The following is a 14132-nucleotide window of genomic DNA, read 5'->3' on the forward strand; positions in this document are numbered from 1 at the left end:
GCCGAACTCAGAAGTGAAACGCCGTAGCGCCGATGGTAGTGTGGGGTCTCCCCATGCGAGAGTAGGACACTGCCAGGCATCAAACCCAGTGAAAAGCCCCGTACTTGCGTACGGGGCTTTTTGCGTTGTGGGCCACAGATCGGTGCGGCCTATAGAATGGATCTTCTCCACTAAAGCAGAGAAGAACAGGGTAGGACGTTAAGGGGGAATGGGCAGAGAGTACGGCTACTTATGACTTATCCTGCGCCAGGCGTAAGTCCAGCGGCGTTTTGCTGGGTTCACCGCCAATCTCGCGTGTCAGGCGGGGTACCAGATAACCAGAAACCTTGCGCAGCAGCGCATGCATAATCGCCCTGGCTTCATCATCGCTCACCATAAAGTGTGCCGCGCCTTGCACTTTATCCAGTACGTGAAGGTAATAAGGCAGAATGCCGGCATCGAACAGGGCATTGCTTAATGCCGCCAGCGCATCGGCATTATCGTTGATGCCGCGCAGCAGGACGCTCTGATTCAGCAACGTCACCCGGGCCTGCCGCAGCCGCGCCATGCTGCTGCGCACCGCGCGATCGATTTCGTTGGCGTGGTTGATATGCGTGACCATCACCACCTGCAGATGGGTGCTTGCCAGGCGCTGGCATAAATCGGCGGTGATCCGTGCCGGGATCACTATCGGCAGGCGGCTATGGATGCGCAGCCGCTTCAGGTGGCTGATGCTCTCTAATTCGCTAATCAACCAACTGAGTTCATGATCCTTGGCCATCAGCGGATCGCCGCCGGAGAAGATGATCTCATCCAGTTCGTTGTGTTGGCGAATATAGGCTATCGCCTGGCGCCAGTTGTTTTTATTGCCCTGGTTATCCTGGTAAGGGAAATGACGGCGGAAGCAGTAGCGGCAGTTAATCGCACAGCCGCCCTTGACCAACAGCAGCGCGCGGTTACCATATTTATGTAGCAGGCCCGGCACTGCGCTGCGTTGTTCATCTAGCGGATCGTTACTGAACCCCGGTGCGCTGATAAACTCCTCTCTGGCGGTGAGCACCTGGCGTAGCAAAGGATCGTCGGCGTTGCCCGGTTGTATTCTGGCGACAAACGCTCTCGGTACACGCAGCGGGAACAGGCGACGGGCATCGTGCCCTGACGGCAGCTCCGGATGGTTTTCCAGAGACAGCAGCTGTAGCAGTTCGTCGGGATCGGTAATAACATCGGCGAGTTGCTGCAACCAATCTTCTCTATCTACCGTATTTTGGGTTATAATGTGTGCCATTTTTTTGGCTAAGTTACCAGTTTAAATTTTTTAGAGGGCCATCATGGCGACATATTCTAGCAACGATTTCCGTCCGGGTCTTAAAATCATGTTCGAGGGCGAACCTTACGCGGTGGAGTCCAGTGAGTTCGTTAAACCGGGCAAAGGCCAGGCGTTTGCGCGTGTAAAAATGCGCCGTCTGCTGACCGGCAAATTGTTGGAAAAAACCTTTAAATCCACCGATTCCTGCGAAGGCGCAGACGTGATGGATATGACCCTGACTTACCTGTACAACGATGGTGAGTTCTGGCATTTCATGAACAACGAAACGTTTGATCAGCTGGCTGCCGATGAGAAAGCCGTTGGTGATAACGCCAAATGGCTGCTGGATCAGGCCGAGTGCATCGTGACCCTGTGGAATGGTCAGCCGATCGCAGTGACTCCGCCAAACTTCGTTGAACTGGAAATCGTTGATACCGATCCAGGCCTGAAAGGCGATACTGCAGGCACCGGCGGCAAACCTGCCACCCTGTCTACCGGCGCTGTGGTTAAAGTGCCACTGTTCGTGCAAATCGGTGAAGTGATCAAAGTTGATACCCGCTCTGGTGAATACGTATCCCGCGTGAAATAAAATAAGCGCGAATACCAGGGGTTAGGCCCCTGGTATGCAAATCTCTTCCTGCAGAACGGCTATCCGATTCAGCACCAGTCAGCTTCCCATGTTATTGCCTGCCAGCATCGTTTGCCTTATTGATGTAGAAAAATCCGTATAAAAAAAAAGCTTCCTAAATTCTTTACTAAACTTAGAGAGCCATACTTTTTCATCAAAACCAATAAGGATTATATTATGCTGAAAAAAGGTATTATCGCGATTTTTTCTTTACTGATGCTGTCTTCTCTGGTGGCTTGCAACACGACGCAAGGTGTTGGTAAAGATGTTGAAGCTGGCGGAAAAGCGATTCAACGCAGCGCGCAATAATGTGCCCGTAACGGTATTCCCACGAGCTCTCATATTATGCTCGTGGGGGTACTTTCCCCGCTATTCTCGCGTAGTGCTCGTTCCCCCTATTTTATTTACCAAGACCCGTTGGCCGCTATCATTTATCGCCGCCAGGGGCGCGTTTTCGGCACATGCTGAGTTAGGCCTGGGGGCTGTGCTGCTTTACCCAAATGAGCCTTGAGGTGTCAAAGCCATAGCTTTGTGCTGTTTGCAGCAGTTTGGCGCGCACCCCGGCATCCAGGGTTGGTGTGCGTGACAGAAGCCACAAATAATCCCTGTTTGGCCCGCATACCAGCGCATAGCGATAGTCTGGGTCCAGTTCAATGATGTTATAGCCACCATAAAACGGGCCGAAGAAAGAGACCTTCAGCGCACCCACCTGTTCCGAACCGATAAAGTAGGCTTTGCCTACGCTTTCCTGCCATTTTTGCTTTTGGCTATTGAAACCACGGTTGATCACTTTCAGGCCGCCGTCTTCGCGCGGGCTGTAGTTGGCGGTAACCTGTTCTAGGCCGCGTTCAAAGCGGTGATTAAAACGCGCTACTTCATACCAAGTGCCGAGATAGCGTTGACTGTCGAAATTATCGACGACCTTAACATCCTTGGGTGGGGTAACGTTGCTGCAGGCTACGGAAAGAAGGCTAGAAAACATCACGCAAAGCTTTGACCAGAAACGCATTGGCAACTCCTGTTTACCGAATGATAGGTAAACAGTGTAGCGGAAAATCAGGCAAGGCGGCCAACGGGCGCTGACCGCCGAAGAGATTTACAGGGTAATCACCCCAATCAGGGTAATGACGCTAAGGATCGCCGCCAGCCCGTAGAATACCCATTTGCCCGCGGGCACGTGAATTTTCAGATCGTGCATTCCGTGGTGGATACGGTGTAGGCCGCACCACAGTGGCAGAATGATCATCAGCAGCAGGAACAGCCGGCCAATCAGGCTCTGGCAAAACGTCAATACGCGATCGTAGCCCAGCGTATCACCGGGGAACAGGCCCAGCGGCAGAAGTATGCCGACCAGTAAGACGATGGCCGGTGCAACAATGGCGCTCCACATACCGCCGGCGCCGAATAATCCCCAAAAAATCGGCTCATCAGAGCGTTTGGGTGCTGGATTAATCATGTTTCCTCCGGATTACAGTAAGGCCACGGCCAGGATGATCACGCTGACGACAATCGTGACGGCCCACAGCGCTTTGATGATAGGCCCAGGCCCCATTTTCTCATCGTGTATGACGATGTTGGCCGCTTTCGGCGCCAGTTCGAACCAGGTTTTGGTGTGCAGCAGCGCGGCCAGCAGCGCAATGAAGTTAATCAGCAGCACCAGTGGGTTTTGCAGGAAGCCGACAAAACCGGCCCAGCTTTCCGGGCCGCCTTTGAGCGCAAAAACGCCATACAGCAGCACGATACTGAACCAGACCGCCGGCACCGATGTGCCTTCGCGCAGCATGTAAAAGCGGTAGAACCCCAGCTTTTGCCACCATGTCTGCTCCATGGTGCGCACATAAGGCTTACGTTGTGTTGTCATTGCCATTTCTCCCTTATTGCGGCTTCAGCATGGCGATCATGAAATCTTTGGCGCTTTCCACTTTGCCTTGCTGGATCGCGGCAGCCGGATCGACGTGTTTCGGGCAGACTTCGGAACAGAAGCCAACGAAGGTGCAGCTCCACACACCGTTATCGCTGTTGAGCTGCGCCATTCGCTGTTTCTGGCCGTGATCGCGGTTGTCCAGGTTGTAGCGGTGGGCCAGCGTGATGGCGGCCGGGCCGATGAACTCTGGGTTGAGGCCGAACTGTGGGCAGGCGGCGTAGCACAGGCCGCAGTTAATGCAGCCGGAAAACTGGTGATACTTCGCCATCTGCGCCGGGGTCTGCACGTTGGGGCCTTCCTCCGGTTTGCGATTGTTGCCGATGATATAGGGCTTAATCGCTTCCAGGCTTTCGATAAAGTGGGTCATATCGACCACCAAATCGCGCTCGATCGGGAAATTACCCAGCGCCTCTACTCGCATACCGGCGGTGTAGTCGCGCAGAAAGGTTTTGCATGCCAGCTTGGGGATCCGGTTGACCATCATGCCGCAGGAGCCACAGATCGCCATGCGGCATGACCAGCGGTAAGAGAGATCGGGCGCCAGGTTATCTTTGATATAGCCCAGCGCATCAAGCAGCGAGGTTTGCTCATCATAAGGGACGGCATACATCTCGGCATGCGGCGCGGCGTCGCTTTCCGGGTTGTAGCGCACGATCTCTATGTTCAGCGTCTTTGTCTCAGCCATTTGCCTGCTCCTTATCCTTCTTGTCCTGCGCGTCGGCAGCACCGCCATATACACGTTTGGCCGGAGGCAGTTTGGTGATCTTCACATCGCTGTATTCAAGGCGCGGCGCGCCGTCCGCGTTATGGAACGCCAGCGTATGCTTGAGGAAATTCACATCATCGCGCTCGGTACAGCCCTCATCCAGGCGCTGGTGAGCGCCGCGCGATTCTCTGCGTTGGAAGGCGGAATGGGCCATGCATTCCGCCACATCCAGGCCGTAACTCAATTCGATGGTATACAGCAGGTCGGTATTGAAGACGCTGGAGTTGTCGGTAATCTTGACGCGTTTGAAACGTTCTTTCAGCTCGGCCAGCTTATCGATGGTTTTTTGCATCAGTTCCGGCGTGCGGTAAATACCGCAGCCTTCTTCCATCGAAAGCCCCATTTCGTCGCGAATCTTCGCCCAGTTCTCGTTGCCTTCTTGTTTCATGAGATTAGCCAGGCGGGTGTTTACATCGCGGCTCTGGGCATCCAATGCGCTGCCATTGGCCGGGTTAGCTTCCAGTGCGCGTTGCGCCGCCTGTTCGCCGGCCAGACGGCCGAACACCACCAGTTCAGCCAGTGAGTTGGAACCCAGGCGGTTGGCGCCGTGCAGGCCCACGGATGAACATTCGCCGATGGCAAACAGCCCTTTGATGCGGGTTTCACACTGCTGATCGGTTTCAATGCCCCCCATGGTGTAGTGGGCGGTGGGGCGGACCGGGATAGGATCGGTGACCGGATCGACGCCGACATAGGCCTTCGCCAGCTCACAGATAAACGGCAACCGTTCGCGCAGCTTTTTCTCGCCTAAATGGCGCAGATCCAGATACACCACATCGCCGCGTGGCGTGGCGATGGTGCGGCCGGCGCGCCATTCATGCCAGAACGCTTGCGAGACTTTATCGCGCGGGCCCAGTTCCATGTATTTGTTTTTGGGCTGGCCAAGCGGGGTTTCCGGGCCCATCCCGTAGTCTTGCAGGTAGCGGTAGCCATCTTTGTTGACCAGGATGCCGCCTTCGCCGCGGCAGCCTTCGGTCATCAGGATGCCCGAGCCCGGCAAGCCGGTTGGGTGGTACTGCACAAACTCCATGTCGCGCAGGGGAACGCCGTGGCGGAAAGCCATGCCCATCCCGTCGCCGGTGACGATGCCGCCGTTGGTGTTGTAGCGGTAAACCCTGCCGGCGCCGCCGGTGGCCATAATGACGGCGTTGGCACGGATTTGCACCTGCGTCCCTTCCATCATGTTCAGCGCCACCAGGCCGCGGGCCTGGCCGTCATCGATCAGGATATCCAGCACGAAATGCTCGTCGAAACGTTGAATCTGGGGATATTTGAGCGAGGTCTGGAACAAGGTATGCAGCATGTGGAAGCCGGTTTTATCGGCGGCGAACCAGGTGCGTTCTATTTTCATGCCGCCGAAACGGCGTACGTTAACGGAGCCGTCGGGTTTACGGCTCCATGGGCAACCCCACTGTTCCAACTGGGTCATTTCACGCGGGCATTGGTGCACGAAGTGATCGACGACGTCCTGTTCACAAAGCCAGTCGCCACCGGCGACGGTATCGTTAAAGTGGTAGTCGAACGAATCGTGATCCTGCGTGACGGCTGCAGAGCCCCCTTCTGCCGCCACCGTATGGCTGCGCATCGGGTAGACCTTCGAGATCAGTGCGATTTTTAATTGGGGATTGGCTTCCGCTGCGGCGATAGCTGCACGTAAACCAGAACCCCCGGCGCCAATAATGGCAAGGTCGGCATTAAAGGTTTGCACTGCATTCCTCCAGTATTCTTGTGAAAACGGCAAATTAGAAATCTATGCTTAACGTTTATAATTGGGGGCCCATAAAACCGGACGACGATCTGCTCTAAACATTAAGGATAGATAACTCACAATAAATATAGGGTTAACTATACCTAAAGTTAGTGAATAGAAATTTGACATGAACGATTGTTTTGTTGTTTATCGCGTGAGCAGTTGCATGTAAAAAAGTGGCATCGCATCTTGTCGCATTGGCTCTGCGATCGCAGGCGCGGAGGGTTTCTGCCCGGGGCTTTTTACCCTGGCCGCTCGCGCTAGGGTGAAGCGTTTGTTTGCGCAGCCGGATACGGGTAGACTGCATCCCCTGTTTGATTTCGGAGTAATAATCATGAGCGAAACGGCAAGCTGGCAACCTAGTGCACCCATCGCCAATTTGTTAAAGCGCGCAGCCATTCTGGCGGAGATCCGGCGGTTCTTTGCCGATCGTGGGGTGTTGGAAGTTGAAACGCCGACCATGAGCCAGGCGACGGTGACCGACGTTCAACTGTTCCCGTTCCAGACGCGTTTTGTTGGCCCGGGGGCCGCCGCCGGCATGACGTTGTACATGATGACCAGCCCGGAATATCACATGAAACGCCTGTTGGCGGCAGGCAGCGGCCCCATCTATCAACTGGGGCGTTCGTTCCGTAATGAAGAGGCCGGGCGTTATCACAACCCGGAATTCACCATGCTGGAATGGTACCGCCCGCACTACGACATGTATCGCCTGATGAATGAGGTGGACGATTTGTTGCAGCAGGTGCTGGATTGCGACAGCGCGGAAACTCTGTCCTACCAGCAGGCGTTTTTGCGCCATCTGGATGTGGATCCGCTGTCGGCCGATAAGGCCCAACTGCGGGAAGTGGCGGCCAAGCTCGATCTGAGCAACATCGCCGATACGGAAGAGGATCGCGATACGTTGTTGCAACTGCTGTTCGTGACGGGGGTTGAACCGCATATCGGCCGTGAAAAGCCGGCGTTTGTTTACCACTTTCCGGCGACGCAGGCCTCGCTGGCGGAAATCAGTACCGAAGATCATCGGGTGGCGGAGCGTTTTGAGGTGTATTTCAAAGGCATTGAGCTGGCGAACGGCTTCCGTGAACTGACCGACAGCAGTGAACAGCGCAAACGCTTTGAGCAGGATAACCGTAAGCGTGCGGCGCTGGGCCTGCCGGAGCACCCCATCGACAACTATTTACTGGATGCTCTGAAGCACGGCATGCCGGAGTGTTCCGGCGTGGCGCTGGGGGTCGATCGCCTGGTGATGCTGGCGTTGGGCGCCGAAAGCCTGGATGAAGTTATTGCCTTCCCGGTAATGCGCGCCTAAATGCCCTTGTGCCCGTATGATTGCGGGCCATCACCCGCTCTTTAACCATGCCAGCCGCGGTCAACGGGCTGGCATGTTTCGTTTCAGCCTGCGGCGGCGCGCCGCCCATGATTATCTCAGTCATCCCCTGGCTACTCCGGTTGCTTATCCCACTGCGGCGCGCGTAATGAAACATTTTCACCTTCAGGTTGAATACTCGACATTCAATGTGAAAAACGCTATCTTCGGGCATCTAGAAGTCTAAACGTATAAACGGATGTGAGGGGATCAAGTAATGCCGATTCGTGTGCCTGATGAGTTACCTGCAGTTAATTTTTTGCGCAATGAGAATGTCTTCGTCATGACATCCTCGCGGGCAAAGACACAGGAGATCAGGCCGCTAAAAGTATTGATCCTCAATCTGATGCCAAAGAAGATTGAAACGGAAAACCAGTTCCTGCGCCTGCTGTCCAATTCGCCGCTGCAGATTGATATCCAACTGCTGCGTATTGACCGCCGTGCGCCGAAAAACACCCCGGCCGAGCATTTGAATAACTTCTACTGCAACTTTGAAGATATTCAGCATGAAAACTTCGATGGCCTGATCGTTACCGGGGCGCCGCTGGGGCTGGTGGATTTTTGCGACGTGGCCTATTGGCCGCAGATTGAGCGCGTGATTGACTGGGCGAAAGAACACGTTACCTCAACGCTGTTTGTGTGCTGGGCGGTGCAGGCGGCGCTAAACGTGCTGTACGGCATCCCCAAGTTGACGCGCGACGTGAAGCTGTCTGGGGTCTATTTGCACCACACGCTTCAGCCGCATGCTCTGCTGACGCGCGGCTTTGATGAAACCTTCCTGGCGCCGCATTCGCGCTATGCGGATTTCCCTACGGATGTGATCCGCGACTATACCGATCTGGATATTTTTGCTGAATCCGAGCAGACGGGCGCCTACCTGTTCGCCAGCAAAGACAAGCGGATGGCGTTTGTCACCGGGCACCCGGAGTATGATGCGCTGACGTTGGCAGGGGAGTATTGTCGGGACAAAGCCGCCGGCCTCAACCCCACCGTTCCACTGAATTACTTCCCCAATGACAACCCCGAACTGGCGCCAAAAGCTTCCTGGCGCAGCCATGGCCACCTGCTGTTTTCCAACTGGTTGAACTATTACGTGTATCAGATTACGCCGTTCGATCTGCGCCAGATGAATCCTACCCTCGATTAATTTTTTGCATGTTTAAGGCGGCTGAATCGTGGCCGCCGTTGTTCCTCCTTGGTTTTTCCTTCCCTCGTAGTTGCCTTTCTTGCTGTGAAAATCCCTGTATAAACAAACGAACAACGCCAGCTTTTTAGCTTGTGGGAAACGATTTCCTATCATTTTTTAATACATTTTTTTATTAATACATTGAAAATAAAAGGGTAAATAAAAATGTTTTATAAAAATGGAAATCGTTTTTGATTTTTTTATTTTATTGGTTAATCTTAAATCGGAACGGGTAATAAATGAGCATGCGTTGGTGTTTGATCGGCGGTGAACCGTCATTTTTTCTGATGAAACCAATTGCCCGCTGTTCAGTATTCGGGTGGTTAGATGGAGGGGAGCAAGACCATGACGCAACAGATAGTGGGCACGGAATTAACCTTCAGCCAGGCTTTTGGCGCCGAGGAGCGGCAGATCCTCACGGATGATGCCGTTGATTTTCTGGCTGAACTGGTGGGGCGATTCACCCCGCGGCGTAATACATTATTGGCCGCACGTTCGGCCTGGCAGGAGAACATCGATCGCGGTTCGCTGCCGGATTTTATTTCGGAAACGGCTTCCATTCGTGAGTCGGGCTGGAAGATTCGCGGTATCCCGCGCGATCTACAGGACCGCCGGGTAGAAATTACCGGGCCGGTGGAGCGCAAGATGGTGATCAACGCCTTGAATGCCAACGTGAAAGTGTTTATGGCGGACTTCGAAGATTCACTGGCGCCCAGTTGGGACAAAGTGATCGACGGGCAAATCAACCTGCGCGATGCGGTCAACGGCACGATTTCCTACACCAACGAAGCCGGGAAAATTTACCAACTGAAGCCCAACCCAGCGGTGCTGATTGCCCGGGTGCGCGGCCTGCATTTGCCGGAGAAGCACGTGCACTGGCAAGGAGAAGCGATCCCCGGCGGCCTGTTTGACTTTGCGCTGTACTTTTTCCACAACTACCGCCAACTGCTGGCGAAAGGCAGCGGCCCTTACTTCTATCTGCCCAAAACCCAATCCTGGCAGGAAGCCGCCTGGTGGGGCGATGTCTTCAGCTTCACGGAAGACCGCTTTGATCTGCCGCGCGGCACCATCAAAGCCACGGTGCTGATCGAAACGCTGCCCGCTGTATTCCAGATGGACGAAATTCTCTACCACCTGCGCGATCACATCGTAGGGCTTAACTGCGGGCGTTGGGATTATATCTTCAGTTATATCAAAACGTTGAAAAACCATAGTGACCGTGTGCTGCCGGATCGGCAGTCGGTCACCATGGATAAACCGTTCCTCAGCGCCTATTCACGGCTGCTGATCAAAACCTGCCATCAACGCGGCGCCTTTGCCATGGGCGGCATGGCGGCGTTTATCCCCAGCAAGGATGCTGAAAAAAACGCCTGGGTGTTGGACAAAGTGAAAGTGGACAAAGAGCTTGAAGCGACCAATGGCCACGATGGCACCTGGATCGCCCACCCGGGGCTGGCGGATACCGTTATGGCGGTGTTTGACCGCATCCTGGGCGATCGCCCGAATCAACTGGGGGTGTTGCGGGAAAGCGATGCCCCGATCGGCGCGGCGCAACTGCTGGAGCCCTGCGAAGGGGAGCGCACCGAAGCCGGCATGCGCGCCAACATTCGCGTGGCGGTGCAATACATCGAAGCCTGGATTTCCGGCAACGGCTGCGTGCCGATTTACGGCCTGATGGAAGATGCGGCGACGGCGGAGATCTCGCGCACCTCGATCTGGCAATGGATCCACCACGAAAAAAGCCTGAGCGATGGCCAACCGGTCACCAAAGCGCTGTTCCGCCGGATGCTGGCGGAAGAAATGTTGGTGATCCGCGAAGAACTGGGCGCGGCGCGTTTTAACGCCGGGCGTTTCGACGATGCGGCACGCCTGATGGAGCGCATCACCACGCAAGATAAGCTAATTGATTTCCTGACCTTGCCGGGCTACGAACTGTTGGCCTGAGATCGGCGGCCGGCGTGGCGGCTATCCGTACGCCACGCCCGTAAACGCCGGTGCATTACCCCCTACAACTGACAACGTAAGGATAAGAATGATGACGACCTCTCGTACCCAACAGATTGAGCAACTGCAACAGGAATGGCAATCATCCCGCTGGGAAGGCATCACCCGGCCCTACAGCGCCGAAGAGGTGATTTCGCTGCGGGGCTCGGTCAACCCGGTGTGCACGCTGGCGCAAAACGGTGCGGCCAAGCTGTGGCGCCTGCTGCATGGCGAATCACGTAAGGGCTATGTCAATTGCCTGGGGGCGTTAACCGGCGGGCAGGCGCTGCAGCAGGCAAAGGCCGGTATTGAAGCGATCTACCTTTCCGGCTGGCAGGTGGCGGCGGATGCCAACACCGCTTCGGCTATGTATCCGGATCAGTCGTTATACCCGGTGGATTCGGTGCCGGCGGTCGTCACGCGCATCAACAATACCTTCCGCCGTGCGGATCAGATTCAATGGGCAAACAATATCACCCCCGGCAGTAAGGGCTACGTGGATTATTTCCTACCGATTGTCGCCGATGCCGAAGCCGGTTTTGGCGGCGTGCTGAACGCGTTTGAGTTGATGAAAGCGATGATCGAAGCCGGCGCCGCCGGGGTACATTTTGAAGACCAACTGGCGGCGGTGAAGAAGTGCGGCCATATGGGCGGCAAGGTACTGGTGCCCACGCAGGAGGCGGTACAGAAACTGGTGGCCGCACGGCTGGCTGCCGATGTGCTGGGTGTGCCGACGCTGCTGATCGCCCGTACCGACGCGGATGCGGCGGATTTGTTAACCTCCGACAGCGATCCGTACGACAGCGAATTCGTCACCGGCGAACGCACCGTGGAGGGTTTCTTCCGCACCCGTGCCGGCATTGAGCAAGCCATCAGCCGTGGCCTGGCCTACGCGCCTTACGCCGATCTGGTGTGGTGTGAAACCTCCGTGCCCGATTTAGCGGCGGCTAAACGTTTTGCGGAAGCGATCCATGCTCGCTACCCCGGCAAACTGCTGGCCTATAACTGTTCGCCGTCGTTTAACTGGAAAAAGAACCTGGATGACCAGACGATCGCCCGCTTCCAGGATGCGTTGAGCGCCATGGGGTACAAGTACCAGTTCATTACCCTGGCGGGCATCCACAGCATGTGGTTCAACATGTTCGATCTGGCCCATGCCTATGCGCAGGGCGAGGGCATGCGCCACTACGTTGAAAAACTGCAGCAGCCTGAGTTCGACGCCGCCACGCAGGGCTATACCTTCGTTTCGCACCAGCAGGAGGTGGGTACCGGGTACTTTGATAAAGTGACCAACGTCATCCAGGGGGGCGCCTCGTCGGTGACCGCGCTGACCGGTTCAACGGAAGAGCAGCAGTTCTAGGCGGTACAGCAGACAAGCGTATGCGCGCTGCTCCACAGCGGGGCGGCGCGCCTGCGTTATCGCGTAGCGGTGACACCCCGCGCCGCAGCAGGCTGGCGCGTGAGTCTGGATGGGGGCGACATGGCGGAAAAACGGGCATTGTTGATTGCACAAACGATCTTGCAGGGCTTTGATGCACAGTACGGCCGCTTTCTGGAGGTGACCGCCGGCGCGCAGCAGCGTTTTGAGCGGGCGGATTGGCCGGCGGTGCAGCAGGCGATGAGAAAGCGTATCCACCTTTACGATCACCACGTCGGCCTGGTGGTGGAGCAGCTCAAATGCATTTCCGGGCCGGACGTGCTGGATCCCCAGTTCAGCCGCCGGGTCAAGGCCGTCTACACGGAACTGCTGCCGGACTATCCGCGCTTTGAGATTGCCGAAAGCTTTTTTAACTCGGTGTATTGCCGCCTGTTTCAACACCGCGATCTCACGCCGGAAAGGTTGTTTGTGTTTAGCTCGCAGCCGGCGCAGCGCTTTCGTGAAATCCCGCGGCCGTTGGCACGGGATTTCACCCCCCATGGCGAACTGGCCGGCATGTTGCAGGGGATGCTGAATGATTTGCCGCTGCGTTTGCCCTGGGAGGATCTGCCGCGCGATATCGGCTATATCATCCGGGCGTTGCAGCAGGCGTTCAGCGCCCGGCAATTGGCCGGGGCGCGTTTTCAGATCGCCAACGAGCTGTTTTACCGCAACAAGGCGGCCTGGCTGGTGGGCAAGCTGCGTTTGGCGGATACCGTGCATCCCTTCCTGCTGCCGATCCACCATAATGAGTCGGGCGCGCTGTTTATTGATACCTGCCTGACCAGCAAAGCCGAAGCCAGCATTGTCTTTGGCTTTGCCCGTTCCTATTTCATGGTGTATGCGCCGCTGCCGGCGGCGCTGGTGGAATGGCTGCGGGAAATCCTGCCGGGCAAGACCACCGCCGAACTGTATATGGCGATTGGCTGCCAAAAACACGGGAAAACGGAGTGTTATCGTGAGTATTTGACCTATATGGCGCACTCGGACGAACAGTTTATCGTTGCGCCGGGGGTGAAGGGCATGGTGATGCTGGTGTTTACTCTGCCGTCGTTCGATCGGGTGTTCAAAGTGATCAAAGACCAGTTTGCGCCGCAGAAAGAGGTGACGCAGGCCCAGGTAATGGCCTGTTATCGGCTGGTCAAGGAGCATGATCGGGTCGGTCGCATGGCCGATACCCAGGAATATGAGAACTTTGTGATTGATAAGGCGCGTATCAGCCCGGCGCTGCTGGCGGAGCTATGGCGGGAGGTGCCGGAAAAGCTGGAGGACCTGGGGGAGCGCATCATGATCAAGCACCTCTATATGGAAAGGCGCATGACGCCGCTGAATCTGTATCTGGAGCAAGCGAATGACCAGCAGATGCGCGAGGTGATTGAGGAGTATGGCAACGCGATCAAGCAGCTGGCGGCGGCCAATATTTTCCCCGGCGATATGTTGTTCAAGAACTTCGGCGTTACCCGCCACGGGCGCGTGGTGTTCTATGACTACGATGAAATCTGTTATATGACCGAGATTAACTTTCGCGATATTCCGCCGCCACGCTACCCAGAAGATGAACTGGCCAGCGAACCCTGGTACAGCATTTCCCCCAACGATGTGTTTCCGGAGGAATTCCGCCATTTCCTGTGCGGCGATCGGCGTATCCGGCAGGTGTTTGAGGAAATACACGGTGATCTATTCGAAGCGAGTTATTGGCGCGGCCTGCAACAGCGTATCCGCGAGGGATATGTCGAAGATGTCTACGCCTACCGCAAAGCCCGGCGTTTTAGCCAGCGAACCGACGTGTGCTTCGCGGTGGCGGAGGGAACCTCCTAGGGGCAG

The 14132-nt window shown here is 55.9% G+C and carries 13 protein-coding genes and 1 rRNA gene; 8 read left to right on the top strand and 6 right to left on the bottom strand.

Translation table 11 applies throughout. From position 1 onward, the window contains the following. Window positions 1-78 (top strand): 5S ribosomal RNA (gene rrf / locus AC559G_RS21045); the annotation flags it as partial. A gap of 151 nt (window positions 79-229) precedes the next feature. On the opposite strand, the gene epmB is transcribed toward rrf, so the two are convergent. Then, window positions 230-1264: an EF-P beta-lysylation protein EpmB gene (gene epmB / locus AC559G_RS21050; protein ID WP_498914459.1), complete on the bottom strand. Its 1035-nt coding sequence runs from the start codon at window positions 1262-1264 to the stop codon at window positions 230-232. 43 nt (window positions 1265-1307) lie between these two features. Here epmB and efp point away from each other — a divergent pair, with 43 nt between their 5' ends. Both efp and AC559G_RS21060 read left to right on the top strand, forming a co-directional pair. Continuing rightward, the gene (gene efp / locus AC559G_RS21055; protein WP_279027274.1) at window positions 1308-1874 is read left to right on the top strand and encodes an elongation factor P; all 567 of its coding nucleotides are present in this window, start codon (window positions 1308-1310) and stop codon (window positions 1872-1874) included. 216 nt (window positions 1875-2090) lie between these two features. Next, window positions 2091-2222, top strand: coding sequence for an entericidin A/B family lipoprotein (locus tag AC559G_RS21060; protein ID WP_438597862.1), 132 nt, complete (start codon window positions 2091-2093; stop codon window positions 2220-2222). Between the two features lie 160 nt (window positions 2223-2382). Here AC559G_RS21060 and blc read toward each other — a convergent pair whose 3' ends face one another. The 5 genes from blc to frdA form a co-directional block, all read right to left on the bottom strand. Next, complete coding sequence (gene blc, locus AC559G_RS21065; protein WP_498914462.1) at window positions 2383-2922, bottom strand: lipocalin/fatty-acid binding family protein; 540 nt, start codon at window positions 2920-2922, stop codon at window positions 2383-2385. 87 nt (window positions 2923-3009) lie between these two features. Next, entirely contained in the window at window positions 3010-3369 is a 360-nt protein-coding gene (gene frdD / locus AC559G_RS21070; protein ID WP_498914464.1) for a fumarate reductase subunit D, read from the bottom strand. Between the two features lie 12 nt (window positions 3370-3381). Beyond that, entirely contained in the window at window positions 3382-3774 is a 393-nt protein-coding gene (gene frdC, locus AC559G_RS21075; RefSeq protein ID WP_498914466.1) for a fumarate reductase subunit C, read from the bottom strand. A 13-nt stretch (window positions 3775-3787) separates the two neighbouring features. Continuing rightward, window positions 3788-4522, bottom strand: a complete 735-nt coding sequence (locus AC559G_RS21080; RefSeq protein WP_438597858.1) for a succinate dehydrogenase/fumarate reductase iron-sulfur subunit — start codon at window positions 4520-4522, stop codon at window positions 3788-3790. Next, window positions 4515-6311: a fumarate reductase (quinol) flavoprotein subunit gene (gene frdA / locus AC559G_RS21085; protein ID WP_498914468.1), complete on the bottom strand. Its 1797-nt coding sequence runs from the start codon at window positions 6309-6311 to the stop codon at window positions 4515-4517. Before frdA ends, AC559G_RS21080 begins: the two co-directional genes overlap by 8 nt. A gap of 376 nt (window positions 6312-6687) precedes the next feature. On the opposite strand from frdA, the gene epmA reads away from it, so the two are divergent. The 5 genes from epmA (at window position 6688) to aceK (ending at window position 14126) form a co-directional block, all read left to right on the top strand. After that, the gene (epmA, locus tag AC559G_RS21090; protein WP_438597856.1) at window positions 6688-7665 is read left to right on the top strand and encodes an elongation factor P--(R)-beta-lysine ligase; all 978 of its coding nucleotides are present in this window, start codon (window positions 6688-6690) and stop codon (window positions 7663-7665) included. A gap of 274 nt (window positions 7666-7939) precedes the next feature. Then, window positions 7940-8869, top strand: coding sequence for a homoserine O-succinyltransferase MetA (metA, locus tag AC559G_RS21095; RefSeq protein WP_438597855.1), 930 nt, complete (start codon window positions 7940-7942; stop codon window positions 8867-8869). A 384-nt stretch (window positions 8870-9253) separates the two neighbouring features. Further along, window positions 9254-10852 (top strand): malate synthase, encoded by a 1599-nt coding sequence (gene aceB / locus AC559G_RS21100; protein WP_498914471.1) that lies wholly within the window; start codon window positions 9254-9256, stop codon window positions 10850-10852. 91 nt (window positions 10853-10943) lie between these two features. Next, on the top strand, window positions 10944-12251 hold the full coding sequence (aceA, locus tag AC559G_RS21105; RefSeq protein ID WP_438597865.1) for an isocitrate lyase: 1308 nt from the start codon (window positions 10944-10946) through the stop codon (window positions 12249-12251). Window positions 12252-12371: 120 nt separating this feature from the next. After that, complete coding sequence (aceK, locus tag AC559G_RS21110; protein WP_498914650.1) at window positions 12372-14126, top strand: bifunctional isocitrate dehydrogenase kinase/phosphatase; 1755 nt, start codon at window positions 12372-12374, stop codon at window positions 14124-14126. Window positions 14127-14132 lie beyond the last annotated feature (6 nt).

Origin of the sequence: Gibbsiella greigii (assembly GCF_039540155.1) — a bacterium.
In the GTDB taxonomy this organism is placed as follows: Bacteria; Pseudomonadota; Gammaproteobacteria; order Enterobacterales; family Enterobacteriaceae; genus Gibbsiella; species Gibbsiella quercinecans.

Coding starts and splice junctions, on each gene's coding strand:
- AC559G_RS21060 (WP_438597862.1), top strand. CDS start 2,091: ATGCTGAAAAAAGGTATTATCGCGATTTTTTCTTTACTGATGCTGTCT.
- aceK (WP_498914650.1), top strand. CDS start 12,372: ATGGCGGAAAAACGGGCATTGTTGATTGCACAAACGATCTTGCAGGGC.
- aceB (WP_498914471.1), top strand. CDS start 9,254: ATGACGCAACAGATAGTGGGCACGGAATTAACCTTCAGCCAGGCTTTT.
- AC559G_RS21080 (WP_438597858.1), bottom strand. CDS start 4,522: ATGGCTGAGACAAAGACGCTGAACATAGAGATCGTGCGCTACAACCCG.
- metA (WP_438597855.1), top strand. CDS start 7,940: ATGCCGATTCGTGTGCCTGATGAGTTACCTGCAGTTAATTTTTTGCGC.
- blc (WP_498914462.1), bottom strand. CDS start 2,922: ATGCGTTTCTGGTCAAAGCTTTGCGTGATGTTTTCTAGCCTTCTTTCC.
- frdC (WP_498914466.1), bottom strand. CDS start 3,774: ATGACAACACAACGTAAGCCTTATGTGCGCACCATGGAGCAGACATGG.
- aceA (WP_438597865.1), top strand. CDS start 10,944: ATGACGACCTCTCGTACCCAACAGATTGAGCAACTGCAACAGGAATGG.
- epmA (WP_438597856.1), top strand. CDS start 6,688: ATGAGCGAAACGGCAAGCTGGCAACCTAGTGCACCCATCGCCAATTTG.
- frdD (WP_498914464.1), bottom strand. CDS start 3,369: ATGATTAATCCAGCACCCAAACGCTCTGATGAGCCGATTTTTTGGGGA.
- epmB (WP_498914459.1), bottom strand. CDS start 1,264: ATGGCACACATTATAACCCAAAATACGGTAGATAGAGAAGATTGGTTG.
- efp (WP_279027274.1), top strand. CDS start 1,308: ATGGCGACATATTCTAGCAACGATTTCCGTCCGGGTCTTAAAATCATG.